Source organism: Faecalibacterium sp. I2-3-92 (genome assembly GCF_023347315.1).
GTDB classification, from domain to species: domain Bacteria; phylum Bacillota; class Clostridia; order Oscillospirales; family Ruminococcaceae; genus Faecalibacterium; species Faecalibacterium duncaniae.
This window is the reverse complement of record NZ_CP094470.1, coordinates 416,826-441,080: the sequence shown is the minus strand read 5'-3', so window position 1 is coordinate 441,080 and position 24,255 is coordinate 416,826. Positions and strand designations below refer to the sequence as shown.

The window sequence follows — 24,255 nt, the reverse complement described above, 5'->3', positions numbered from 1 at the left end:
CAATCCTCCTGTCATTTATAGTTCAATGTTGACGATTGTATCTTCGTCCATCTCTTTCAGCAGATTTTCACGCAATGCGGCAAGGTATTTATCAACGTCGTCCTTGCTTTCCAGCCGCCACGATGCAGTCTTGGCAACCGTCTTGATGGAAACATTCTTCGTGGTGCGCACCTTATATACCGGCTGCGGTTCTGCGACCTTTTCTGCCGGTTTCACGGTCTCGCCGCGTTTTTTCGCCTCTTCTTCCTGACGCTTGCGCTCTGCCTCGGCCTTTGCCGCAGCTTCCTGCACAAGACGGATATCCTCTGCGTTCATCTCATTGAGCAGGCGCAGCTTCAGTGCTTCCGCCTTATCTGCATAGCTACGCAGAGTGGAGACATTGTTGCAGTGCTCCGCACCGTCCATGATCTCCTTAAACAGTTCCAGATAACGGTTGAACTTCGCATCCTTATAGGACTTGGTGTTCAGCACTTCAAAGACACGGTTCCGATCCTGATTGATGGAATCCTTGACCGGCTCTGCCTGCTCTTCCAGAATACGCATATAGCAGTTCATAAACTTCTCGCGCAGCTCCGGCAGCTTCGGAATCTCCTTGTAGGGCTTCGCCATCCGGACGATGGTGCGCATCTTAGCCACCACGTCTTCCAGTTCTGCATCCACGATGTAGGTCTTGCTGTCCTCGTAGATATTCAGCATATCCAGCGCACGAGTGAAAATGGTCAGCTGCTCACTGCCAAAGAAATCACGGATAGGCTCATAGTCTTCGCCAAAATCCATCAGATCATCCTGCTCGTCAAATACGGTCTTAAAGAATTCCAGCGGTGCCTGAATCTGCACCAGTGCAGATAGCCGCTTCTTGCCCTTTTCCAGAAGTTCTTTTCCAGGATAGGCGTAATTCTCATATTTCGGTTCCAGCCGCTCAATCTCGGTGATCCGATTCTCGCAGTAGTGCTGGAAGTTCTTCATGATGGTATCTTCGTCATCGGCAGGCGGTGCCACCTTGAACAGCTCTTTCATCACGGTGCGGACGGCCTTTTTCTGGTTTTCCGGTACACGGACGCGCACTTCCGTCAGCAGCTTATCCACGAACTGCTTCTTCGTGATGTAGCCGATGATTTCTTCTTCGGAACGGTTGTTCAGATTGACGCTCTCACCGTTGACCGTAAAAGACAGGTCTCCACGCTTAAAGAGCCGTGCCACCAGCCAATGGATGTCATCTTCCACAAAGCCATAGGGTGCTTTCATAAAGCGATCCTTGATCGTTTTCATAGAAGTTTTCATGTGCATCCGGGAGTTACCTGCCACGAATTGCAGCACATCATCCAGCGCGTGAACATTGGATTCTCCGGTATCTCCCAGTGCCAGCGACAGCTGATTGCTGGTCTTGAACATCTTCCGGATGTCTGCTTCGCCCATCGCTGCGTCAATGTAAGACAGCTTGTGGTAAACCGTCTGCACCAATCTTCCGATAGCCTCGTTGATGCGGCTGGTCACTTCCTTGCCGGAAGTGTGCAGAACATCGCCATTGACATAAATGGTAGCCTCTTTCAGCGCTTCCGTCAGGTAAAGCTTGGCGTTACCGTTGCGTTCCCGCATCTCCACGCGCTTTGCTTCCTTAATGGTCTCATACTTGGCAAGCTGCACAGAAGTGTTCTTACGCAGGAAGCGCTCAATTTTTAAGTATGCCCGCATTTCCGTCAGGAACGCATCATCGTTCGGCAGAACCACAAGGACTTCCTTGCCCTGGCCGGAGAGCAGGCGCAGCGTACCATCATCGGTGCCGCCCTCATACCACGGGGTCAGCACACGGAGGCCGATATCGTAATTCTGGTTTGCCTTATAGGGGCGGTCATCCACTGCCTGATTGAAGGAGAACGCATACCGTCCACTGAAGCTTGGGTACTGATACTTCTTGCTGGAGAAAATGTCCTCATAGATCATCTCCGCAATCTTCGTGATGACCTCTGGCATCTCCACATTTTCTTTTTCGATTTCGTTGTTGATTTCCTGTTCCTCATCGGTCAGGAATACATAGATGGAGCCATTCTTCTGGATCAGCATCTGGCGCATCAGCACTTTCAGTGCATCCTCCACCTGTGCCTTCAAAGAAATACGATCATCGTCAATGCTGGTAATCATCAGGCTGACGATGTTGTCCACATTGGCTTCAATCTCCAGAACATATTTAATCAGGAAAAGGGTCTTCAACACATTGATGGCAAAGACATCTTTTTCCTTCTTTTCCGGGTTGATGTAGCTGTTGTCATAAGCGCGGATGATCACGCTGCTGTGGCTGTGGTCGAGGAAGTTCTCCAATGCATCATAGAACCGATAGAACGGCACGATTGCCCCCATCTCATCGTCCATCAGCTGCATGGCAGATTCTTTGAACAGAGCCAGCATGGAACGTTCACCTTCGGACAGGTGCTTGCCGGATGCACCGTGGGTACGGATGCTGGTCAGCACGCTGGCAAGCAAATTAAACTGGTATGGAACAAAAGGATAAACCTCTGCAAAGTCTTCTGCGTTGGCGTACAGTTTTTTCTCCACGCCGTCGTTGAAGACAATCAGATTTTTGATGATGGTTGCTTTCTGGTCATAGAGCAGACGCAGGCTCTGTGCTGCTGTCTCGGTCTTATCCAGAATACGCTTTTTGATAACAGCGTCCACATTGGCAGAGGACAAAGAAAGACGTGTATCGAAACGTCCCTGAATCTTGGAGAAGTCGTTACCCTTCACCTTGGTAATGGAGTCGATATCCTGCTGGCTCGTTACGATTACCCAAGCCTTGCCCATGCATTCCTTGCCCAGTTCTTCCGTCACTGTCTGAAGGTTCAGCATCAGTTTGGAATCATCACCAATGTACTGGCCAATCTCATCTACAAGGAAAACCACATGGTGGTTGTTACCTTTTTTCTCAATATAGGACTTTACACGCTTGGCGAAATCCTCAATACTGATCTGGTAGCCCTCGGTTGCTTTCTCACACCAGTTACGAGCAGCCGATTCGCTCATGAAATCCATGTCAGAAAGAACATCGACAACGGAATCCTGAATGAAATCGAAGTCCTGGCGAGAGCTTTCCCACGGATCTCCATACTCTTCTTCAAACTTTTCCTTAAACTCTTCAAAACGACCTTCCTCGGAAAGCCTGCGCTCCAGGTCGGCAAGGTGCGGCATGGAACCGCAGAAGCCCTGCATCTCATTGAAGACCTTCAGGAATACGTTCACAATGGCATCTTTATTTTCTTTGCCATTCGAATCGCTTTTGGAATCAATGTTGAAAAGAATTACGTCCGATGGGGTGTTTGCTGCCAGCTGCATATCTGCCAGCACCATCTGATTGGTAATCTTCTGATCCTCAATGAAGTAGTCGATGGCATGTTTGTCTCCGACCTGTTTATTCTGAAGCAGATAGGACAGGATTTTCAGAAAATGAGATTTACCACTTCCAAAGAAGCCGGAAATCCAGACCCCCATTTTCGGTGTGGTTCCCTGAATACCTTTTTTATATGCTGCAAAGAAATCCGCAAAATGACGCTGAAGCTCACGGGTCACAACATACTCTTCCAGCTCCTGCGCTACATTTGTTTCTTCACCCTGACCGACAATGATAACGCCCTGTATCTCACGGTCAATTTTCTTTCGGAACATGTCCTTGATCTGCATAACAGTTTCCTCCATCCATTACTTTACCAGTCGGAATGCCCGGTAATAGTTATCGTCTTTAATCTCATTGAACAGGATCAGCTCCTGTTCATTATAGGTTCCCGGAAAGAACATCACGACCGGGCAGCGCACAAACGCCTGGTGCAAGTTGTTAAGCACCTTGTGGGAGCGCAAAATCGGATAGCACTTGCCTATACCGGTCAGGAACACGACTGCATTCTCCGGCGTATGTTCTTTGATATATTGCACGATCAGGCTGTCATCGTCATTTACCTTCATGGAGTTGGTCACAGCCTTGACGATACGCTCGATCCCTCGTTTTTTTTCAAAGTCATAGCACTTTTCCATGAAGTTTTTCTTTTCCAAAAAGTCAATGATGATATCATACAGGTCAAAGACCACAAGCTCAAAATCATCATCGCCCCGGTCGTTCTTATTTTTCAGATACTCTACACGCTCCCGAACTTCCAGTTCCTTTTCCGGTGGATAATCAAACACCCAATAGTTGACCTCATTTGCGCGGCCTGTTCCTTTTCGGAAAGACGGCTTATGGATTGCAAGCTCCATCTCATCCAGTCTTTGGCTTAAATCCATTTCATCTTACCCCCGTCAGTGTTTTTACCATGATGCCAAGATCATGGTCATAAAGCCAATGCTCAAATGCAATATCAAGAATTGGCTTCAGTATTTTTCTTGTGCTGTTTGCCCGGTTGCTTTCTAAAAGCCCAGCTTCATAAAGCTGCGTTTTATAGCAGGAGCCGAGGCGGTGCAGCGTATAGTCTTGAAGAGAAGCCACTTTCTCACTCTGTTCCTGCTTATTTTTGAAAAATATCCGAATATCTGCATCCGTCAGCTCATCGGAACCAAGAATCATTTTTTCCCGCACTACTTCATACACAAAATCAAAGAATAGCGTGTCATGCAAAAGAGCCGCAGTCAGCACAAATAATTTTTGTGTAGCAAGATCACTGCTCAGAAAGATTGGATAAAAGCTTTCATCTAATGTCTTGATACGGGCTGTTACAGTAGAATAAATCTGCTGCGCTCGTAGTTTTGTCGGTGCACCATAGATGTTTGTCTCTTCATTCAACTTTTTAATATCTGCAAAGCTCTTACCCTCGCTCAAAAGCTGCACGGTTTTCCGAAATTCCATGAACCAGAACGAAAATTTCACTGCTCCGGCACTATACGGTTTTCTTTCCATCTTCGTTCTCTCCATTTCCGGATTTTGTTTTAATGTATCTGCCGCTTTTGATTCTGGCATCCTTCGGCTTTTCGGCGTTAATAGGAATGACCCACTGATGGCCTAAACGCTCGGCACCATCAATTCGCCCTTCCGTGCATAATGTCTGTACTCTCCTTGTGCAGATGCCCCATTTTTCAGAAGCCTGCTTAATCGTCATGAAATCCATACGGAACCTCTTTTTCGATGTCTAAAGTCACTCGCAGCAAGTTAAAATTTCTCATTTATATTCTACTCCAAGAAACGAACAAAATCAATCGAAAGTTCTTCCAAATTTTGAACGATTTTTTTAGAATCCACTCTTCTGCAAGCAGGGCTTTCGTGACACGAAAGCGATTTTCTGCTTGTTGGGGAAACTCCCCAATCCCCATAGAACGCTGCCTGCGGCATCGAGCTGCGCATCCGTTCCGGATGCTTTAACGGCAGTTCCTGCCAAAGAAAAAGCCCGGTGCAGCATGAGCATTACGCCCACACTGCACCGGACATTCCATCATCTACTATTCTCTCTATTTTCTTCTCCCTGCTCATGCGTCTGCTCTTTTTTCTGCTCGTCCTCTTTTAGGATTTCCTGCACGATTTTCTGTGCCACAAGCCAATCCTGCATTTCCGATTTGGTCTTGCGGTACTCTGCATAGGAGCTTTTCTTTCGTTCCAGAAGCATTGCATACTCTGCGTTCAGCTCGCTGATGCGCGGGAGCTTTTTGTCAGAACCGTTCTCTTTCTTATAGGCATCAAACGCCTTTTTCGCTGCGCTGCGTAAGGCCAGCGAATCCCGATGAGCTTCATAGAACTCCCGATTGTAGCCGGATGCCTTATATGCAGCAAAGACATCTTTTGTCTTGGCATAATTGATTAGATGCTTCCGCAGCACCGACACTTCTGACATCCGTGCCTCATCCGCCTTTACAGATTCCAGCAGCGCATCGCAATTTTCAGAAATTTCCTCTGCCTTTTCTTTCAGCTCTGCATAGCTCTTGATTCCATGCTCTTCCATGAACATCATAGCTTTTGCCATCTGCTTCAGATTAAAGACTTTCGCCCAGCGCGCATATCCCGCGCCTTTGCCCGCCTGCATTTTGGCACGGACATCAATAAGGAACGACAACTCCGCCTTCTGATGCACCTGTGACGACCGTGCGCTTGTGCGGTTTTTCTCTACAAATTTGCTTTTATGAACCGCATTTCCAGCAATCACTTCGCAAAGTTCTTCAACCGAATATCCTTTACCAAGAGAGCGGAAACGAGCAAATCTGGCGTGGCCTTTTCCCCGCAGGGCAGGCTGTTTTCCATCTTTATACTCGTATCCTGCTTCCTGCAAAATTCCAATCAGTTCCCGGAAGTCTTTTGGTTTTCTTGCCAATGCTACATCAATGGCCTCGCAGATTTCATCTCGCTGCGATTTTTTCTCCGGGTATTCCGTTCTCTTCTGCCGCTCTCCATAGGGCTTCCGGACAATGACCGACAACCGGTGTTCCAGGCAGACGATATCACTGAGCCTTGCCAGTGCAAGTCCTGACAAGCGAAAATCTCGGAATTTTCTGGTGCAGTCTAATGTAGTCGAATTAAAAATAATGTGGTTATGAATGTGCGCACGATCAACATGGGTAGCCACGATAAATGCGTGTTTTCCCTTGGTGAATCGCATGGCTGTCTCATACCCGACCTTGTTCGCCTCCTCCGGCGTGATTTCTCTGGGCTTAAAGGATTGCCGAATCTGATATGCAATCACATCATGCGCCTGGGTTCTACCGGTGATATGCTCATACTGCCGTTTAGAAAGCAGAAATTCTTCATCACAGGTCTTTGCGTCACAGGCATACGCGCTGATATATTTTCCATCTTCCGTCTTTGCTGCATTCTCAGAATAATCAGTACGGTCAGCCAGACACTGCGCTACCGTCTTTCCTTTATTGATATGCAGCGCAATTAGTCTTGTAGCCGCCATTTTTCATATTCCTCCATCTAAAAAGAGCTACCCGAAGGCAGCTCTTACCAATTCACTATTCTCATTTTAACATCCGTTCCCGATCATAAGCTCCCTGCAAATAAACGGCCTGCTTGATGATTTCTTCCATGTCGAAATAGATGCACATGATGCTTTCGTATAGCTTCCACACATTAGATTCGCTGCCGCCCACCATTTCCATCAGCTGGTCTTCCATCTTCGATTGCTCAGACTGTTTTTCCTGATAAGCAGTCTCATCCACAAAATGATTCTCTCCATCTGTTTCCTCGTACCGTAAATCATAATAATCTTTCATAAACTGAATATCCATCTAATCCCTCCTGAACTCAAATTGTCAAAACATCCTCTACACACTCGCACAGCCGTTCCATCAGTTCCATGATGCCGCCCGCTCCAACCGCAGCTGCGAACAGTCCCATCTCAATCAGGGTCAGCAGGAACACATCCGTCCAGCTCGCCCGAACCACAGAATAAATGCCGCAGCCAAGAACGAAAAGCATAACCGGCGAAAGTACCCACAGGGATAGCTGCATCAGCAGATTCCAGATAAAGCACAGAAATCGCAGCAGAAACGCAACCGGCAGCAACAGGATTTTCAGCACCAGCTTCAACAAAAAACATACGATCTTCATGGATTTCACCCCTTCGTTTTTCTTTTCATCTTCATTTTACTGTACCCGCTTGCCAAACACCACGATGTCAACAGGAAGACCTGCAAAAAATATGTAATGACACAGACTGTTTCATCTGTGCCATGTGCAATAGAAGTTCCGCACGTTTGCGCCGTCATCGAATACCAGAAAGCCTCTTTAAGATCAGCTTTTGCATCTCCCAGAGTTCATCCAGTCGCTTCTGCAAATCCCGGATATCCTCCGCATAGATGCTTCCAGATTCATTGGCGCGTTTTGCGTACTGGTTCAGGTTGTTGCTGCATCGGCGAAGAAGTGTGGATACCTGCGCCACATCCGACAAATCAAGATTTACGCAGTACCCGTCCATTGCCATCTTTCTCATATAGGCACCGGTATTGCGGATGCCTAATTCTTTCTGCTTTTCACGAATTCTCGCCAGCTCTTCCGGGTTTACCCGGACATTGATCCAGTGTTCCCGAACACTCATAGTGTCACCTCCTCATCATCTCGATGTGTCATCGGCGGAATGCGCCCTACACGGTCGCGCAGCTCTGCCAGGACAGACGGCTTTTCCGTTGTTTTCTCACGGTCTGGATCATCGTTTCCACGGTCATCCATATTCAGCAGTGCGTCCAGTTCTGCCAGTCTTGCACTCTTTTTTGCCAGTTCTGCCTCCTGGGGAAATGGCTTTCCAAGCTCGGCCTGCGCCGCTTCCTGCTGGCTACTAAGATTGTCCAACTGCTGTTCCGCCTTTTCCAGCCTTGCAGGAATCCCGGCAAGAGCATTGTCCAGACGCTGGATATTGCCCGCAGCACTGGTGCCGATGGGTACCCGGTGGGTCATCTCGCCTTTCAGCAGCACCTGATACTCTTTCTGGAAGCTGTCAAATGCCAGCTCCATCTTGAAACCACGGTAACTGCCAAGCGGCACCGGCTCCAAACTCTGATTGGCTTTACAGATTGCGAGGATTGCTTCACCGGCCTCTGCTTTTTCAGTAAAGCGTGTGCCATTTACCTCCATGCCGCAGAACCCTTCTTCCGGCAGCGGATGTGCCGCCACCGTCCGAATATCCGACTGAAAGCCTTTGATAAACCCCTGCGTTTTCTCAATCTCCGCTGGGAAATATTTCATCAGCTTATCCTCCAATCGGTACTGCTGGCTCTGATGGTCCGCCTTCAATACTTTCAGCCTTGCAACATCTACATCCAAGTCCATTTTCTCCTTGATCTGCGGGTCTCCTGCACAAAGTGCCTTGATTTCCGCATAGGAAAGAGCCTGCTCATCCACATCATCACAGGAACGTACCGGAGATTTGCTGGTCATAATCTGACTGATAAACTTCTGCTTATTCTCCAGTGTCTGATAGAGGTAAGCGTCAAAAGTTCCTTCCGTCACATACTGATAAACCTGCACCTCTTTGTTTCGGTTTCCCTGACGGATGATACGACCATTTCTCTGGGTCATGTCCGCAGGCCGCCAACCTACATCCAGATGATGCACGGCCACCAGCCTGTCCTGCACGTTCGTGCCTGCGCCCATCTTCTGTGTCGAACCTAACAACACCCGCACCTGCCCAGTACGGACTTTGGCAAACAGATCCTTCTTTTTTGCCTCGGTATCAGCATCATGGATAAATGCGATTTCTTCCTCCGGTACACCGGACTGGATAAGTTTGGTGCGGATGTCCTCATAGACATTAAAGGTTCCATCGTTTTTCGGTGTGCTGAGGTCGCAGAACAGCAGCTGGGTCAGCTTGTCCGACTGTCCTTCTTCATAAATACGAAGCACATTCCGCACACAGGCATTGAGCTTACTGTTGGGGTCATCCGGCAGGAGCGGATTCATCAGCCGCTGATCCAGCCCCAGCTTTCTGCCGTCCGATGTGATTTTCAGCATGTTATCGACCGACGGGTCTACCACGCCGGAATGCACAGTCGCTGCCCGTTCCGAAAGCTCCGCCACCATCGCCTGCTGATGCTCCGAAGGCTGCACCACCACAGTTTCAAACTTTGCCTCCGGCACCGGCAGATGCAGCTGATCGGAAGTCTTGATATCTGCCACTTCCTTGAACATATTCATCAGCTCCGGCAGGTTGAAGAATTTTGCAAATCTTGTTCTTGCCCGGTATCCGGTTCCTTCTGGTGCCAGCTCAATGGCCGTGGTGGTCTCACCAAAGGTAGAAGCCCAGCTGTCGAAATGGGTCAGCCCTTTCTGCTGCAACGTGCCGTACTGGAGATACCGCATCATGGTGTAAAGCTCCGTCATGCTGTTGCTGACCGGGGTGCCGGTCGCAAAAATGATGCCGCGCCCGCCTGTCAGCTCGTCCATATATTGGCACTTCATAAACATATCCGAAGATTTCTGCGCTTCCGATGTGGACAAGCCCGCAACATTGCGCATTTTTGTGTAGAGGAACAGGTTCTTGAACGCGTGTGCCTCGTCTACGAACAGCCGGTCTACGCCCAGCTGCTCAAAGGTAATCACATCGTCTTTTCGGTCGGTTGCCCGGAGTTTCTCCAATCTCGCCTCCAATCCTTTCCGGGTCTTTTCCATCTGTTTGATGGAGAAACGCTCGCCATTCTGGGATTTCATCTCAGCAATAGCATTTTCGATTTCATCAATCTGGGCAGTCAAAATCCGCTCCTGCCGTTCTGCGGACACCGGGATTTTCTCAAACTGAGAATGCCCGATGATAACTGCATCGTAATCGCCAGTGGCAATTCGTGCGCAGAACTTTTTTCTGCGGGCAGTCTCAAAGTCCTTTTTGCTTGCCACCAGCAGTTTTGCACTCGGATACAGGCGTAGGAACTCGTTTGCCCACTGAAGGGTCAAATGATTCGGAACGACAAACATGGATTTCTGGCACAGTCCCAGCCGCTTTGCCTCCATAGCAGAAGCTGCCATCTCGAAGGTCTTACCGGCACCTACCTCGTGGGCCAGCAGCGTATTGCCGCCGTACAGCACATGAGCAATGGCATTCTGCTGATGTTCACGCAGCCGGATCTCCGGATTCATACCGCCAAAGCGGATATGAGAACCATCGTACTCACGAGGACGGGTACTGTTGAACAGCTCGTTATACTTTTCCACCAGTTCCGCACGGCGATAAGGGTCTTTCCACACCCAATTCTGGAACGCATCCTTAATGGCCTGCTGTTTCTGCTGGGCGAGGGTGGTCTCCTTTTTATTCAGAACCCGCTTCTGCTTGCCGTCTGCATCCTCCACGGTATCGTAAATACGAATATCCCGCAGATTCAGCGTATCCTCCAGAATTCGGTAGGCATTGGCACGGCTGGTGCCGTAGGTCATATAGGCATGAACATCATTCCGGCTCGGTGTACTCTTGCCGGTAATTTGCCATTCTGCCGTCATGGGAGAGAATTTCACTTCAATATTTCTGCGCAGATAGAACGGCGGTTCAAAGGTTTCTTCCATAAACTGCTGGATATAATCCCGATTGACCCATGTGGCACCAAGGCGCACATCAATCTCCGACGCATCCAGGTCTTTCGGCTGTGCTTTCTTCAAATATTCCGTGTTTACCGCAAAGGCAGGATCAGAAGCCGCAGCCAGTTCCGCCACGCGGAGTTTTTCCCGGACATTGCCGGACAGATATTCATCAGCCGTCACCCAGCCGGTTTCCTCGCCGCCCTGCGTCATCGGGTCTTTGAAAATGACACCATGCAGTTCCTGCTGGATTTTTTCAAATTCTCCCGGTGTACCTAAAAGCTCCGACATATAGGGCAAATCCACTTTGCCGCGCTCTCCGATGGAGATTGCCAGAGCCTCTGCCGGAGTATCTACGCTGGTAACAGCCCGTTCCGGTCGAATCGTCCGTTTGGTGAACATATCCGCCTTGGATTCCAGCCTGCCGTTTTCATCTACATTTTCCAGAGAGCAGAGCAGATAATAAGACGAATCTTCTGAAAAAGCCTGCGCATTTGCACGGGAGTTGATAAGCCCATACTGATCGGCGAATCGGTCATAGGCTACATTCAGTTCCCGCTGTTTCTGGGCAATCGCGTCCTCCGGATAATCGTTCAGCTGGTAGTCAATCAGTTCCTGCACAATGGTACGAAGCTCCACCATGCCCTTGATCCTGCCGGTGGCTGTCGCAGAAAGGTCAGCCTTTCGCATGATGCTGTTCTCACGGAAGTAGACCTCCCCATCCACCACCGCATAGGAGAAGTTCTTTACATTGGGGTCTGCCGGAATGGTTTCGCCCTGCAAGGACAGTTCTTCCTCCGGTGCCAGCTCCTGCGCTTCATAGTGACCGCCGATATGCTGCACAGCCTCATGCAGCTGGTCTCCCAGATCCTCATCCGGAATCGGAATGACCGTACATTCTTCCTTGCCGTACTGGGTACTTTCCGTTGTAATCTCACCCAGCACCATTTCCGGGTGGTCAACAAAATAGCTGTTGAGGGTAATACCCTCCGATATCAGCCCCAGATGCACCCAATCCGGTTCGATATCAATTGGATGGTCTCTCTTTTGCAGAAAAATGATATCCGACACTACATCTGTACCGGCATTGGCACGGAATGCGTTGTTAGGAAGTCGAATGGCTCCCAGCAGTTCTGCCCGTTGCGCCAGATACTTTCGCGCGTCCAGATTCTTGGAATCCATCGTGTAGCGGCTGGTAACAAAGGCCACGATGCCACCGGGACGAACCTGATCCAATGCCTTGGCAAAGAAATAGTTGTGGATAGAAAATCCGAGTTTATCATAGGGCTTATCGCTGACACGGTAGTTGCCAAAGGGCACATTGCCCACGGCCAGATCATAGAAGTCGCGCCGGTCGGTGGTTTCAAAGCCTGCCACCTTGATTTCTGCCTGCGGATACAATTTCTGCGCAATGCGCCCGGTGATGGAATCCAGTTCCACACCATACAGTCTGCTTCCCAGCATGGAATCCGGCAGCATACCGAAGAAGTTGCCGACACCCATCGACGGTTCCAGAATATTGCCTTTCTCAAATCCCATACCGTCCAATGCCTCATAGATTGCACGGATCACAGTAGGGCTGGTGTAATGCGCATTCAGAGTCGAAGCCCTGGCTGCGGCATATTCTTCTTCCGTAAGAGCTGCTTTCAGCTCCTTATATTCGCCTGTCCAGGCAGTTTTCTCTGCGTCAAAGGCATCTGCCAGCCCACCCCAGCCGACATAATTGGCCAGCGTTTCCTGTTCCTCCGGTGTCGCATCCCTATGCTGATTTTCTAAGGCTTTCAGCATGTAGATGGCATCCATGTTGGCACGGAATTTCTGCTTAGGACTGCCTTCGCCGAGGTGAAAGCTGTTGATGCGGTAGTTCTCCGCATGTTTTGCTTCATGCCCTGCCCGGAACGCTTCTTCTTTTCCAGAATTCAGATCAACCACCAGATTGTGCAGGTGAACATTTTCCTCATGCCCCAAAATTCTTGCCAGATTTTCCTTGCTTTCCGAGCGGAAGATCGGATACACGAAATCCGGGTCCCGAAGTTCCACATCGAAAAGCCCGACTTTTTCAATCGTAAATGCCTTTCCGTCCAGATACAGCGTATCGCCAACGCGATAATCCGGCTGCACCGGAGCTGCGGGTTCTGGCTGCACAGTTGCAGGCTCTTTTTCAACCTCCATGTTCCTGCCGCGAATCTCCTGCAACGCCTCTGATGCACTCACATAATCGGCAAATGTCTGCACTTTTCCGTCCGAATATCCGTAATACTCTTCTTTGACATAATCCCAGATGGCAAACGCATCTTTAGAATCCGGAAAGTTCTCGCCGGTCATTGTGACCACAAACCGTTCATCCGGTGCATAGCCAGACTCTCTGGAAAGTTCGCTGGCGTGTTCCTGCATTTCCAGTACCAGAGGATCTGTCTCTGCGTGAGCCGATTCCTGTACTTCTTCGGATTCCACATCTGGGAATGGAATGTCCTGCTGCAAATTCTGCTTGCTCTGTTCAACATAGAGCCAGTCTTTTGCTTCCCGTTCCTGAACTTTTTCAATCAACTGCTGGCGGTAGGTCTCTGCCTCCCATTCGCTGGTAAACTCTTCGCTGACGCCATCCGGCTCCACATGAATGCCGTCCTGAATATCATCCCAGACCGCATAACCATCGTCTGTCTCCATCACGGTAAACCGCTGTGGTGCCGCCAGTTCACTCCGGGCATATACATCCGCAGCCGTATTCAGCATGTTGTCCACATGCTCATTTCCGGTATCGTAGCGTTCCGGTGGCGTTGACGGAAACACATGGGCGGCAGTCGGCATAGGAAGCGGCGCGCCATATTCCTGCTCCAGCTTCCGATACTCTTCCAGTTCCAGCGCAGTCAGATACTGACCATTTTCCACAAGCCGGTCTAACCGCTTATCCACCGCCGACCATGTGAGGCGCACTTCCCGGTCATGGTCATAATTGCGAAGCAAAATGCCTTTTCCGTCATAATCCGCAAAACCGCGACTGCCATCCATAAAGGTATAGCTGTGACCGCCGAGACCGTATTCTGCTTTCAGGAATGCAGCTCGTTCTTTTGCGTCCCCTTGCTGCTGATACAGCGCATAAATACGGATTTTTCCGCCCTCAAAATTAGAACCTGTCCGCAGCATCCGGTCGATTTCATCCTCAGAAATAACAAAAGCGGAGGGCTTTTCGCTCTCCGCTTCTCTGGCTGCATTCTCTGCCGCCGCATCAATTTTCTGAATCTGCTCTGCTTCGGACTGAAACAGGCTCATAAAGTTCAACTGTTGATAAGTTCCGTCAGAATAACTTCCTCTGCCTGCGCCTTCAGCATGTTCATGTGCTGCACCCAGGCTATCTGGTTCGATTTCTTGTCCGGTGCCGGATTCGCTTTCAGAAGCTCCGCCATCATCTGCTCCATCCGTGCGGTCGCGGTCTCCTGAATCTCCCACAGGTGCGGGTACAGCTTCTCGGTCAGGATCAGGTGATTGTACAGCAGCGTGTTGTTCTCCTGCAGGAACGCTCTGCGCATCCTCCCGTACTTGCCCAAGGGCTTCTGTTCCTGCACCGACAGCTGGATGTCCGGAATCAGGTAATCGCCGTTCTTCGTGTAATTCAGCTCCATCATAGTTTTGGCTCCTTTCTGCCTGCTTATCTCTTTCATAGGTTCGGATCGTGCGTTCAATTTCCCGGAAGATCTGGCTGGACATTTCGCTGACCGCAGTTCCCAGCACATTGGCAGCAGCCTGCGTATTAAAATCAAAGATGTCCAGAAAATCCTCGTGTTCAAAATAGTCATCTGCATTGCCCACCGTCCGAGTAAAAACGGAATATGCGATGCTGACAGCAGCAGCTCTCTTAAAGGAAGCTCCGATGTTGAGTTCATCATACCCTTCCAGATAGGAATCTGCAACGATGTCACTAATCTGCCTGCGGTTTTCCTCCCAGTAATCCCTTGCAAGGCGTTCCGCCGCTTCCATGATATGATTTTCCAGAGACCCGGCACCGGCAGGAACATCGAATGCAGCATCCAGTGCCCGAATGATTGGCTGCTCATGCTCCGTATTCATTTTCCAGAGCTGTACCGGACGGGAATTCTTCCGTTCTCCGGTATCTGCCACATCAAATACATACCGCAGTTTCGGCTGCTCGCCGCGCATATCCAAAAGAGCTATGCCTTTGGAGCCGCGCTTCACATAGCGGTTCATCCTGTCATTCCAGAGATCGTACTCTGCACAGGCCGTCGCTTCTGGCCTCTGCTTATAGATCATCAGCTGCTCCGCAAAGGGATACTTATAAAGCCGCGCGGATGTGGTCAGAAATGCTGTCCACTGTTCTTTACTGCCAGTGATCTGTGCCGCAGCTTCCTGTGCCATCTGCATATAATAGGCCGTTTTCGTCATCATCTGTCTTTTTCCTCCTCTCCCTTATTCGTCCGGATACAAATCCAGTGCCTCATATTCTGCATCTGTCATCTCAGCCAGTTTCGCAAGCAGCGAGGCCGTCCACCTACGCAGGTTTCTATCTCTGCCCGTCAGACTTTTCTGCATCGTCTGAAGCTCTGCAATCAGCCCCGTCCGTGTGCCAGGGCTGTAAAGCATCATGAGCATCCACTCGTCATCCGTAAAACGCATTTACAACTCCTTTTCTTCGCAGCACCTGCGAGGCGGTGCAGGCGGCACCGCCTCCTGCTTTTCCTTCAGCTGATCCAGAACCGATGCTTTCTCCGCCGGTTCTTCCTTCTTTCCGTTATTGATTACACCGTCAATCATGCCGTAATCGTCTTCCATTGCCATTTCTGCGGCTTTCAGGTAATTCTCCGGTTTCAAAAATCCGGGCAGTTCCTGGAAGCCGATGGAATCCACATAGTGACAGCTTACAACACCATTCTGCCGTAAAGCCACGATGTCAGACACAGAAAGACTATGCCCAGTAAAATCATCAGGGCGGGAAACATTGAATTTCGCATACAGTTCCTCCAACATCGTATTCTGATCCTTGTAGGGAAGAAGCGGAGCCGTATAAACCACTTCATAATGGTCAATATCCGGTTCCAGCCCCATCCGTTCCAGTTCGCGCATGGACGAAAAGCGTTCATATACCGTATCCTCGCTGCGGCGAAGCTGCAAAATCGCATACTGGTCGGTAGCACTGTCGAGAAATGCCATCATTCTTTCGTCCGGTGCCTGATTTCCATGCACTTCATCCCATTTTTCAATTCTTGCCATCGTTCATTTCTCCCTTCTCCATAAACGGCAGGCCGTTTTCCTTTGCTTCCTGTCGCTGCCGTTCCCGACGCTTTTCACTGTAAGGCGGTCGGATACCGACACAGCGTTTCGAAATCGTATAAGTGACCGCCCCATGCTCTCGGTGCTCCAAAATAAACTGCTCCGGATACTGTTTTCGCAGTTCCCGGAGCTTCCTAATCAGACGGCTGTCATGGGTGTAAATACTGGCAGTATCCAGTTCATTGTCAAAATTGATGACGGTTTCCTGCTCCGCCTTCGTAAGCTTGTATTTCATCGCTCCGCCTCCTTCGCCTTGGCAGCTTTCACCGGCGTATCCGTTCTGGAAGACAAATCCGAGAGTTTACCCAGCACAGATTCCCGTCTGCTGATTTCCGCTTTCTCTGCACGATCACAAAGTTCATCATAGTCAATCCGCGTCATGGTGCGGCCACCGAACCCATAATCCGAGAGAATCTGGTCTCTGGCTGCATTCATGCTGATTTCCGGGTCGTCGATCTGTCCGCCGTCAATTTCCGTGAAGTCCTTATGATATAAGGTATAGTCGTAACCGTCCTCACAGGTCTGAATGGCAAGAAAGCCCTTGCTTCCCAAATCCCATGCGCTGCGTTCTTCCGTAATCAGCGGCTCCGGACGGCATGTGCCACCGCCGCGTTCCAGCATTTCTGCCAGCTGACAGATGTGCAGAACATCATACCCCAGGCGCAAATGATATTCGTCCATATATTCGCAGCGGGCTGAAAATTTCCGATTCGGATACTCAATCTCCACCGCACTGCCATCCGGAATTTTGAACCGATCCTCGTAGCTGCTGGTGATAAACCGGATATTTTTTGCATTCTCCAGCTCAGGATCAGCCTTTTTCATCTGCCAGAGAACCTTTCTGCCGCCGCGTACCTGCTCCAGCATCTCCGGAGCTACCGGTGCAACGGCAAGACCGTCAAGCTGGGGAATCTTCTGGAGTGCCGCCATCCTCGCGCTTTCTTCCAGCGTAGAAAACGGCTGTTTATCCAACACATCCCAGCCAATGTGTCCCTCGGCAATCTGCACCTTGCTGTCCATATCAAAGCAATGGAACTCCACACCGTCCTGCTTTTCCTGCAAGGAAAACAGAGCAACATTATCCACCAGATAAGATGCATTCATCATTTTCATGCTCATTTTTTACCTCCAAACTCCAGCTTAAATGCTGCTGCACCGTCCTCGCCGGTCTCTACATGAACGGTTGTGTCATAGTAACGTCCAGATTTCTTGGAATAGCAATGAGTAAGCCGTGCTTTCCCCTGATTTACCAGTTGCTTTGCCAGTTCCTCCGTCATCTGCTTTCCCAGTGTCTGAAAGAACCTGTTTTCCTTCCAGAGCGCAAATTTACAGCCCCTATCCCTGCAAAACCATCCCTTTGCCGTTTCACAGACATCACTGCCGCAGGCCGGGCAGGAACCAATGACTTTCCGTTCCGGCTGCATCAGCACATCAGCACCTTTTACAGCCTCGTAGGTTTTTACAAGTCCGCTGACCATGCTGCTGATTTCTCCCATAAAGGCATCGCTGTCGTACTCGCCATGTTCTATTTTCAGCAGTTTTTCCTCCCAGTCTGCCGTCATGGATGGGGACTGAATCTGTTCCGGCACCACCGTCACCAGCGCATTTCCCTTGTCCGTAGAACAAAGATATTTCATTTTCTTATCGCCCCTGCGCTCGATAAAGCCTTTCTGTACCAGTTTTTCGATAATGGCAGCGCGTGTGGCCGGTGTACCGATGCCTTTACGCTCTACGCCAGCCGGGAACTCATCCGAGCTGGCACTTTCCATTGCTGAAAGCAGAAGATCTTCGGTAAACCTCTTGGGTGGGCTGGTCTTGCCTTCTTTCAGATCGACACCGGCAAGTTCCAATGTCATGCCTTCCGAAAGCTCCGGAAGATCACCTGCCTCCGCATTCTTCTCAGCATCTTCAACTGCCTTTCCTGCATATCGCCTCCAGCCCATATCCGTGACTGTTTTGCCTTTCGTGCGGAACTTCTGACCAGCGCACTCGGCTTCTACTATGGTCTCTGCATAGCGGCAGGGAGTTCCTACCGCGCAAATCAGTCGCACCGCCAGCATGGTAAGAACCGCCTGTTCTCCACTGGGAAGAGAGGAAATGTCATAACCCGCCGCTGTTTTTGTAGGGATTATGGCATGGTGATCGGTGACTTTCTTGGAATTGATGACCTGTGCTGCATTCACCGGTGCCGGTGCATCCGGCTGAATCTGAAAGCTCTGCTGAATCACGGAAACAAGTTCCGGCACAAGCGGTGCCATATCATCCGTCAGATACCGGCTGTCGGTACGGGGATATGTCACGAGTTTCTTCTCGTACAGAGCCTGCGTGTAATCCAAGGTCTGCTGGGCAGTGAATCCCAGCTGCCGGTTTGCTTCTCTCTGAAGCGATGTCAGATCAAACAAGGCCGGGGGCTTCTCTGATTTTTCTTTCTGCTCCACCTTGGTAATGATGGCACTACCTGCCTGACAGCACTCTGCCACCAGTTTTTCTGCTTCTGCTTTTTCTTTCATCCTCTCACCGCCTGCTTGAAAATCCCGGAATTTCAATTCTGCCGAGTAGAACGGCTCTGGCTTGAAAGCCCGGATTGCTGCATCCCGCATGACCACCATCGCAAGCGTTGGTGTCATCACGCGCCCCACATTCAGGGTCTGCCCATACAGGCATGAAAAAAGCCGGGTGGCGTTGATTCCGACAATCCAGTCGGCTCGCTCCCGGCATAAAGCCGCCTCATATAAGGCATCATATTCTGTTCCCGGTCTGAGCTTCTGAAAGCCTTCCCGGATAGCACTGTCCTCCATTGATGAAATCCAAAGCCGTTCCACCGGCTTTTTGCAGCCGCACTGATGGTAAACCAGTCGGAAAATCAGTTCGCCCTCACGCCCTGCATCTGTAGGATAGTTCTCGGAGGTGACTTTTCTGACATTGTTACTCGATGGCATCCAATGGGCCGATAAAGCGGTAGAAAATCTGGATTTTCTGGACGTATTCGCCATCGACCTTTTCCGCTTTGGATACCAGAATCTTGTCAATCAGCTGATGCAGAATCTTATAGTTCAGTTCGGTGATGCCAGCGTACTTGCTGACTTCATCAATAAAATCCTGAATCTTGTCCAGCTGATCGTGTTCAGCACGGCCTTCCCGCTCGTACTGCTCAATCTTTTCGGTCAGTTCAGCCTGTTCTTTGTCGTAGCGATCCGCAAGCATTTGAAAACGTTTCTCCGGGAGAAGTCCCTTTGATACGTCCTCATAAAGTTTTGCATACAGGTCTTCGATTTCTGCGATTCGTGCTTTACACTGCTTCAAATCCCGTTTGTGCTGCGCCCGGTCAGAGGACACCCGGAGGTGCATCTGATTTGCAATCTTCTTCACAAGGGCTTCCCGATTGCTCACAGCAGCCTTTGCGTGTGCCTGAATGTCTGCAAAGACAGCTTCATGCAGAACACGGGCTTCCAAATTGTGAGAGTCACAGGCTTTCGCACCATATTTCCGATAAGTGCTGCAACAATAAAAGGTCTGATCCAGAACACTGTTGCGTTTGCGCCTGTGCTCAACCTTGACTAACATCGTTCTGCCGCAGTCTGCACAGCGGATAATTCCCTTGAAAATATTGTCGTAGTCGGTCTTATCACACATAAAGCAGCCAGAACGGCTGTAAAGGATGCGCTGCACGTTCTCCCAACGGTCTTGTGGGATGATTGCTTCATGTGTATTCGGAACGATGGCACGTTCTTCAAACGGAATATAACGTCGCTTTTTGGATTTCATGGACACGGTGGGCTTGGCTTCGTAGATGATGTGTCCGGCGTAGACCGGGCTGTGCAGAACCTGACTGATATAGGCATTATCCCAATCATACATCTTTTCATCATCAATAAAGCGGCCAAACATCTCTTTCTTGTAGTAACACGGCTTCAGAACTTTTTCATCGTGGAGCCGCTTGGCGATGCGGTGAAGCCCCAGCCCTTCCTCTGCCATTGAATAGATGTACTCAACAACAGGGGCGGTGTTCGGGTCAATCACAAGGTGATTGTGGTCGGCAGGGTCTTTCTGGTAGCCAAACGGTGCGTTGCTGGAGATATACTTTCCGCTTTTCTTGCGTGTCCGAAGGGCACTCTTGATTTTTCGGGAAGTGTCTTTGGCGTACATTTCATTGATGATGTTTCTGAACGGAGCAATATCCATCTGGGATTGCTCGTTGGAATCATAACCATCGTTGATTGCAATATAGCGGACACCGTGCTCAGGAAAGAAGATTTCCATATACGTTCCGGTTTCGATGTGGTTGCGTCCAAGTCGGGACTGGTCTTTGGTAATGACTGTTGCCACCTTTCCTTCCCGGATATCATCCAGAAGTTCCTGAAAGGCAGGGCGGTCAGAGTTCGTACCGCTGTAACCATCATCGACATAGTACTGGCAATTCCCGAAACCGTTGCGTGTGGCATACTCCATAAGCATCGCCTTTTGAGTGCGGATGCTCAGGCTTTCGCTGTTTGAACCGTCATCTTTTGACAGCCGGCAGTATAAAGCAGTTACTTTTTTGTCCTTTTCCATGTGTACCTCCATAATGGAAAAGAGACCTCATCAATCACATTGTAGCGGATGCTGCGTGACGATGCAAGCCCTTTTCCGCAGTAAAACGTCCAATTAGCCAGCGGCGAGATACGATTCGGCAGTTTTACGAATTTCTTCTTCCACAAGCCGCTGAAAAAGCGTATTCATCGGCACATTGCCGATATAATGGCGTTCCACGATCAGGCGCACGGACTTCGGACTTCTCGGCGCACGTTTGCGTGTGGTGGGCTTCTTCTCAGATTTTTCTTTGTTCAAGGGCAGACCTCCTCATTCATGTGGTGCAAATACGGAAAGGAATGGATGGATTCTATTCGTTTTTCTCTTTTTGTTTTATTACGTTGGTTAGGTGAAAGTTTTCTTCGATACAGTCTTAAAGGCTGCTATACTGCATAGGAAAAATATCTTTTGCAGATGCCATTAAGAATCTGCATCACAGAATCGTGATTTTGGCGGTTCTTGAATCGTGAAAAACGCAGAACTATTCAACATTTGGAATTTTCACAAAGATGTGATTGGGCGAAGAAAACCGCGTTCGTCTGCGCTCGATCAATCCCGCAGCGTCCAATTCCTTAAGCGCACTGGAAACACTGACAGTGCTGCGCCCTAGCTGCTCAGCCAAAGAGCAAATCGTAAAAATGACAAACACGAAACCACGTTCATCTATCCAGAGATTTTTCTGCGAGAGCGTGGCACGGTCGAGCAGCAGCGCATAAGTCATTTTTGCAGTCTGGCTCAGGTCAAGTTCCAAAAGGAAGCGTGGGTATAGGAGAAACGGCGGCAGCGGAGTTTGCGTGGTAAGATATTCTGAAATGTTGATCACCTCCAGCTGAAGCAGAAATCAGAAACAAAGAGTATGTAACGAGAATTGGTGGGTTCCAATTCTCCAGTCGCAGAAAAGCACGAAACAAGTGCTCAACTGCGTTAATAAGTTAAGGTCTCCCATATTGGTCCTCGACTTCCCTAGGAGTGGGGAATCGTCCGGCGGCGGGCTTGCACCGCACCATTGGCATTTCAGCCACCCCGTCTTCGTTATGACCGGGCTGCGAGTTACAGAAGTACCTTTTGTGAAGTGCCGGACGATTGAACTATTCTGTTTTCAAAGAACGGAGTTTTATAGAAAATCTTCGGAATTTAAGGCTTCCGAAAAATTGTCCCTCTACTTACGAGCCATCGAAAACGGCCAAAAAATAGCCTGAAAAAGAAATTTGTTGAAAAGTTTTTGGAAAATATAGTTGAGGTGGCTGTTTGATTAAAATAACATTGACCCATGGGGCGACCGATGGAGGACGGAACTTTGCAACAATGGCAGTGCCTAAAGTTGAAAGTGGTCTTGAAAAAGATGCCCTACACTTGGTAGGCATCGAGAACGCCTGTTTCGTAGCACTGGTGAGAAACTTGTAATCGAATTGTAATTCTTGAGACCGAATCTCCGGCTTTGAAAAAGTCCTCTCAATAGGTAGCCGACGAAAAAGACCAAAAGACAACCATCTTTTTGAGAATTAACAAAAAAGTCACAAATGACTAGCCTTCAAAGAAGCGTTTCTACTATTAACAGAAAAAGTGGCCTAAAATGGGGGGTGTTGGAGAAAATTTCCACCTTAAAAATGCGCCTTTACTCACTAGCCAACGAGAATAGCCAAAAGCCAACAAAAACGAATTATGTATTTCTGCCACTGATTGCAACAGCATATCGGTGACAGAAAGATCGTTTAGAGCGATTCTTCGCGGTTTGGGGGAGTGGAAGTCGTTTTGTGGTGGGACTTTTTCTGCTGAAACTGCTCCAGCTTTTTCAGCACCGATTCCTTCTCCGGCAGCTTACCGCCCGGTGCGGAAAGCTGCTGCTTATTCAGCACCATGTCGATATACTTGCGGATATTTTTCAGTGCGGAGATGTCCGGCTGCAAGGTTTCCAGTTGGGTGCGCAGCTCTGCGCTGCCGGATTGCAGCGCAGAAAATTCGGCATTCAATGCCGAAAAATCCACCGCTGTGTTGCCGTTCAGCTTCATCAGGGTGCGGACAGCTTTATTAAAGGTGTCCAGCTCCTCTTTGTGCTGGGCGGCATAAGCGTCCTTGGTCAGCTTGAAGTTCTTCTTGATAAAGGTGTCGTGGATAGGTTTCAGCTTGGCATGGACGGCAGCAGCGTCCTTGATCTGAGCGATTGCCCGCATACGGTTTTCGTTCTGCTTCAACTGCCCGCGGAGAGGAGCAGCGGTCTGGTTTAAGCTGTCAATGGCTTGGTTCAAATCCTCAACGGTGTTCAGAGAATGAGCTTTCAGATAGTCCACCGCCCGTTTGACTTCCTCAAAATCCCGGACAGTGCATTTCAGTTTTGCCTTGCCAGACCAATCGCTGCGCTGCTCATTGCGGAGATTGAAATAGTCCATCAGAAGGTCGGACAGCGTGGGTTCCTTTGCTTTTTCCAGAGCGTCCAGAAGAAGCTGCTTCTTTTCGTTCAGGTCTGCGATCCAGCGTTGCAGTCCACAGATGGCGCTGCGGATGGACTGCATCAAGCTGTTGGCGGCACGAATGTCCCGGTTCAGGTTGCCGAGAAAGGTTTCTATCCCACGTTTTTCCATCTGGTGAGCAGCGGGGCCGAGATGCACGGTCGGAATCTGCTGCAGGCCCTGACGCTCGAATGAGCGGAGATCAACACGTTCCGGTCTGCCAGCGGCTTCCAGATAGCGGTTGGTGATGGTTTCCCAGCCATGCCGCCAGACCTCGGCGTACTTCTGGTCGTTCCAGTCCACCGTGTTTTCCTTGTGACACTTCCAGTTCCCGGATGGAAGCCGGATGCGTTCGCCGTTCTCGTCAAGGTCGTATACCTTTCGGGCTTTCGGGAGCCACTTGCCGTGTTCATCCATTGCCCGGATGGTCAGCAGAATGTGGGCGTGTGGGTTGCCATCGCCCTTGTCGTGGATGGCGAAGTCGGCTATCATACCTTTGGAAACAAACTGCTCGTTGCAAAATTCTTTGAGCATGGGAAGATACTGTTCCTTCGGCACCTCCACCGGAAACGCCAGCACGATGCGCCGGGCAAGCTGCGAGTTCCATTGATTTTCAACGGATTCTACTGCGTTCCAGAGCGTTGCCCGGTCTGCATATCCGGACGGCGCATGGGGCGGCAGCATGATCTCAGCGTGGACAAGTTCTTTCTTCTTGTTGTAGAATTTCGTTTTCTGGTCGTACTCGCTGAACAGCCGTTCGCCGCTCTGGTAAGCGGCCCCGGCAACAGCGGACTGTCCTTGGCTGCGCTTGACGATGGTAATTTTGAAATGCGGACACGGAATAGGCATCACCCCCAAACAAAAAGACCGCCCAGCAAGATTGCTCTTGATGAACGGTCTGGAATCGTATTCGGTTGTGCTCACCGCCTTAGAACGGAGTGCTATGCGCTTCGGTCTTAGGCGGGAGCCGCAAAAGGATAGCTGCGGAGCAGCGCAAGG

At 49.8% G+C, this 24,255-nt stretch carries 19 protein-coding genes; all 19 read right to left on the bottom strand.

Features of this window, described 5'->3' with window-relative positions; all coding sequences use genetic code 11:
• Positions 1-15: 15 nt before the first annotated feature.
• Positions 16-3,669: a BREX system P-loop protein BrxC gene (brxC, locus tag MTP42_RS02040; RefSeq protein ID WP_249257849.1), complete on the bottom strand. Its 3,654-nt coding sequence runs from the start codon at positions 3,667-3,669 to the stop codon at positions 16-18.
• Between the two features lie 18 nt (positions 3,670-3,687).
• Complete coding sequence (locus MTP42_RS02035) at positions 3,688-4,263, bottom strand: DUF1788 domain-containing protein (protein ID WP_005929853.1); 576 nt, start codon at positions 4,261-4,263, stop codon at positions 3,688-3,690.
• A 1-nt stretch (position 4,264) separates the two neighbouring features.
• Complete coding sequence (locus MTP42_RS02030; RefSeq protein ID WP_097772845.1) at positions 4,265-4,873, bottom strand: DUF1819 family protein; 609 nt, start codon at positions 4,871-4,873, stop codon at positions 4,265-4,267.
• Complete coding sequence (locus MTP42_RS02025) at positions 4,854-5,081, bottom strand: helix-turn-helix domain-containing protein (RefSeq protein ID WP_002576387.1); 228 nt, start codon at positions 5,079-5,081, stop codon at positions 4,854-4,856. Before MTP42_RS02025 ends, MTP42_RS02030 begins: the two co-directional genes overlap by 20 nt.
• 321 nt (positions 5,082-5,402) lie before the next feature.
• Complete coding sequence (locus MTP42_RS02020; protein WP_249257848.1) at positions 5,403-6,857, bottom strand: relaxase/mobilization nuclease domain-containing protein; 1,455 nt, start codon at positions 6,855-6,857, stop codon at positions 5,403-5,405.
• A gap of 61 nt (positions 6,858-6,918) precedes the next feature.
• Positions 6,919-7,188 (bottom strand): protein BART-1, encoded by a 270-nt coding sequence (locus tag MTP42_RS02015; protein ID WP_118533245.1) that lies wholly within the window; start codon positions 7,186-7,188, stop codon positions 6,919-6,921.
• A 16-nt stretch (positions 7,189-7,204) separates the two neighbouring features.
• Positions 7,205-7,510 carry a hypothetical protein gene (locus tag MTP42_RS02010; RefSeq protein WP_112120970.1) on the bottom strand — a complete coding sequence of 102 codons (306 nt, stop codon included), beginning with the start codon at positions 7,508-7,510 and terminating at the stop codon, positions 7,205-7,207.
• Between the two features lie 154 nt (positions 7,511-7,664).
• Entirely contained in the window at positions 7,665-7,997 is a 333-nt protein-coding gene (locus MTP42_RS02005; RefSeq protein ID WP_002576391.1) for a plasmid mobilization protein, read from the bottom strand.
• Positions 7,994-14,227 carry an SNF2-related protein gene (locus tag MTP42_RS02000; RefSeq protein ID WP_249257847.1) on the bottom strand — a complete coding sequence of 2,078 codons (6,234 nt, stop codon included), beginning with the start codon at positions 14,225-14,227 and terminating at the stop codon, positions 7,994-7,996. The genes MTP42_RS02005 and MTP42_RS02000 overlap by 4 nt, the downstream gene beginning before the upstream one ends.
• 5 nt (positions 14,228-14,232) lie before the next feature.
• A complete protein-coding gene (locus tag MTP42_RS01995) occupies positions 14,233-14,577 on the bottom strand; it encodes a TnpV protein (RefSeq protein ID WP_223387524.1) in 345 nt (114 codons plus the stop codon).
• An 802-nt stretch (positions 14,578-15,379) separates the two neighbouring features.
• A complete protein-coding gene (locus MTP42_RS01990; RefSeq protein WP_097783070.1) occupies positions 15,380-15,586 on the bottom strand; it encodes a transposon-transfer assisting family protein in 207 nt (68 codons plus the stop codon).
• Entirely contained in the window at positions 15,587-16,180 is a 594-nt protein-coding gene (locus tag MTP42_RS01985; RefSeq protein WP_223386361.1) for a YodL domain-containing protein, read from the bottom strand.
• The gene (locus MTP42_RS01980; RefSeq protein ID WP_249257846.1) at positions 16,167-16,475 is read right to left on the bottom strand and encodes an immunoglobulin; all 309 of its coding nucleotides are present in this window, start codon (positions 16,473-16,475) and stop codon (positions 16,167-16,169) included. The genes MTP42_RS01985 and MTP42_RS01980 overlap by 14 nt, the downstream gene beginning before the upstream one ends.
• Positions 16,472-17,260 (bottom strand): LPD16 domain-containing protein, encoded by a 789-nt coding sequence (locus tag MTP42_RS01975; protein ID WP_249257845.1) that lies wholly within the window; start codon positions 17,258-17,260, stop codon positions 16,472-16,474. The genes MTP42_RS01980 and MTP42_RS01975 overlap by 4 nt, the downstream gene beginning before the upstream one ends.
• 95 nt (positions 17,261-17,355) lie before the next feature.
• A complete protein-coding gene (locus tag MTP42_RS01970) occupies positions 17,356-19,179 on the bottom strand; it encodes a DNA topoisomerase (protein ID WP_249257844.1) in 1,824 nt (607 codons plus the stop codon).
• Positions 19,166-20,791 carry a recombinase family protein gene (locus tag MTP42_RS01965; RefSeq protein ID WP_249257843.1) on the bottom strand — a complete coding sequence of 542 codons (1,626 nt, stop codon included), beginning with the start codon at positions 20,789-20,791 and terminating at the stop codon, positions 19,166-19,168. The genes MTP42_RS01970 and MTP42_RS01965 overlap by 14 nt, the downstream gene beginning before the upstream one ends.
• Before the next feature lie 93 nt (positions 20,792-20,884).
• A complete protein-coding gene (locus MTP42_RS01960; RefSeq protein WP_005945116.1) occupies positions 20,885-21,067 on the bottom strand; it encodes a hypothetical protein in 183 nt (60 codons plus the stop codon).
• Between the two features lie 223 nt (positions 21,068-21,290).
• Entirely contained in the window at positions 21,291-21,632 is a 342-nt protein-coding gene (locus MTP42_RS01955; protein WP_249257842.1) for a replication initiator protein A, read from the bottom strand.
• 889 nt (positions 21,633-22,521) lie between these two features.
• Positions 22,522-24,099, bottom strand: a complete 1,578-nt coding sequence (gene mobQ / locus MTP42_RS01950) for a MobQ family relaxase (protein ID WP_442899461.1) — start codon at positions 24,097-24,099, stop codon at positions 22,522-22,524.
• Between the last annotated feature and the right edge of the window lie 156 nt (positions 24,100-24,255).

What these genes read in the sequence shown, in the direction of transcription:
- MTP42_RS01990 (WP_097783070.1), bottom strand. Translation starts at nt 15,586, where the DNA reads ATGCGTTTTACGGATGACGAGTGGATGCTCATGATGCTTTACAGCCCT.
- MTP42_RS02000 (WP_249257847.1), bottom strand. Translation starts at nt 14,227, where the DNA reads ATGAGCCTGTTTCAGTCCGAAGCAGAGCAGATTCAGAAAATTGATGCG.
- MTP42_RS02020 (WP_249257848.1), bottom strand. Translation starts at nt 6,857, where the DNA reads ATGGCGGCTACAAGACTAATTGCGCTGCATATCAATAAAGGAAAGACG.
- MTP42_RS01965 (WP_249257843.1), bottom strand. Translation starts at nt 20,791, where the DNA reads ATGGAAAAGGACAAAAAAGTAACTGCTTTATACTGCCGGCTGTCAAAA.
- MTP42_RS02015 (WP_118533245.1), bottom strand. Translation starts at nt 7,188, where the DNA reads ATGGATATTCAGTTTATGAAAGATTATTATGATTTACGGTACGAGGAA.
- MTP42_RS01970 (WP_249257844.1), bottom strand. Translation starts at nt 19,179, where the DNA reads ATGCCATCGAGTAACAATGTCAGAAAAGTCACCTCCGAGAACTATCCT.
- MTP42_RS01975 (WP_249257845.1), bottom strand. Translation starts at nt 17,260, where the DNA reads ATGGACAGCAAGGTGCAGATTGCCGAGGGACACATTGGCTGGGATGTG.
- MTP42_RS01980 (WP_249257846.1), bottom strand. Translation starts at nt 16,475, where the DNA reads ATGAAATACAAGCTTACGAAGGCGGAGCAGGAAACCGTCATCAATTTT.
- MTP42_RS02025 (WP_002576387.1), bottom strand. Translation starts at nt 5,081, where the DNA reads ATGGATTTCATGACGATTAAGCAGGCTTCTGAAAAATGGGGCATCTGC.
- MTP42_RS01995 (WP_223387524.1), bottom strand. Translation starts at nt 14,577, where the DNA reads ATGGAGCTGAATTACACGAAGAACGGCGATTACCTGATTCCGGACATC.
- MTP42_RS01985 (WP_223386361.1), bottom strand. Translation starts at nt 16,180, where the DNA reads ATGGCAAGAATTGAAAAATGGGATGAAGTGCATGGAAATCAGGCACCG.
- brxC (WP_249257849.1), bottom strand. Translation starts at nt 3,669, where the DNA reads ATGCAGATCAAGGACATGTTCCGAAAGAAAATTGACCGTGAGATACAG.
- MTP42_RS02005 (WP_002576391.1), bottom strand. Translation starts at nt 7,997, where the DNA reads ATGAGTGTTCGGGAACACTGGATCAATGTCCGGGTAAACCCGGAAGAG.
- MTP42_RS02010 (WP_112120970.1), bottom strand. Translation starts at nt 7,510, where the DNA reads ATGAAGATCGTATGTTTTTTGTTGAAGCTGGTGCTGAAAATCCTGTTG.
- MTP42_RS02030 (WP_097772845.1), bottom strand. Translation starts at nt 4,873, where the DNA reads ATGGAAAGAAAACCGTATAGTGCCGGAGCAGTGAAATTTTCGTTCTGG.
- MTP42_RS02035 (WP_005929853.1), bottom strand. Translation starts at nt 4,263, where the DNA reads ATGGATTTAAGCCAAAGACTGGATGAGATGGAGCTTGCAATCCATAAG.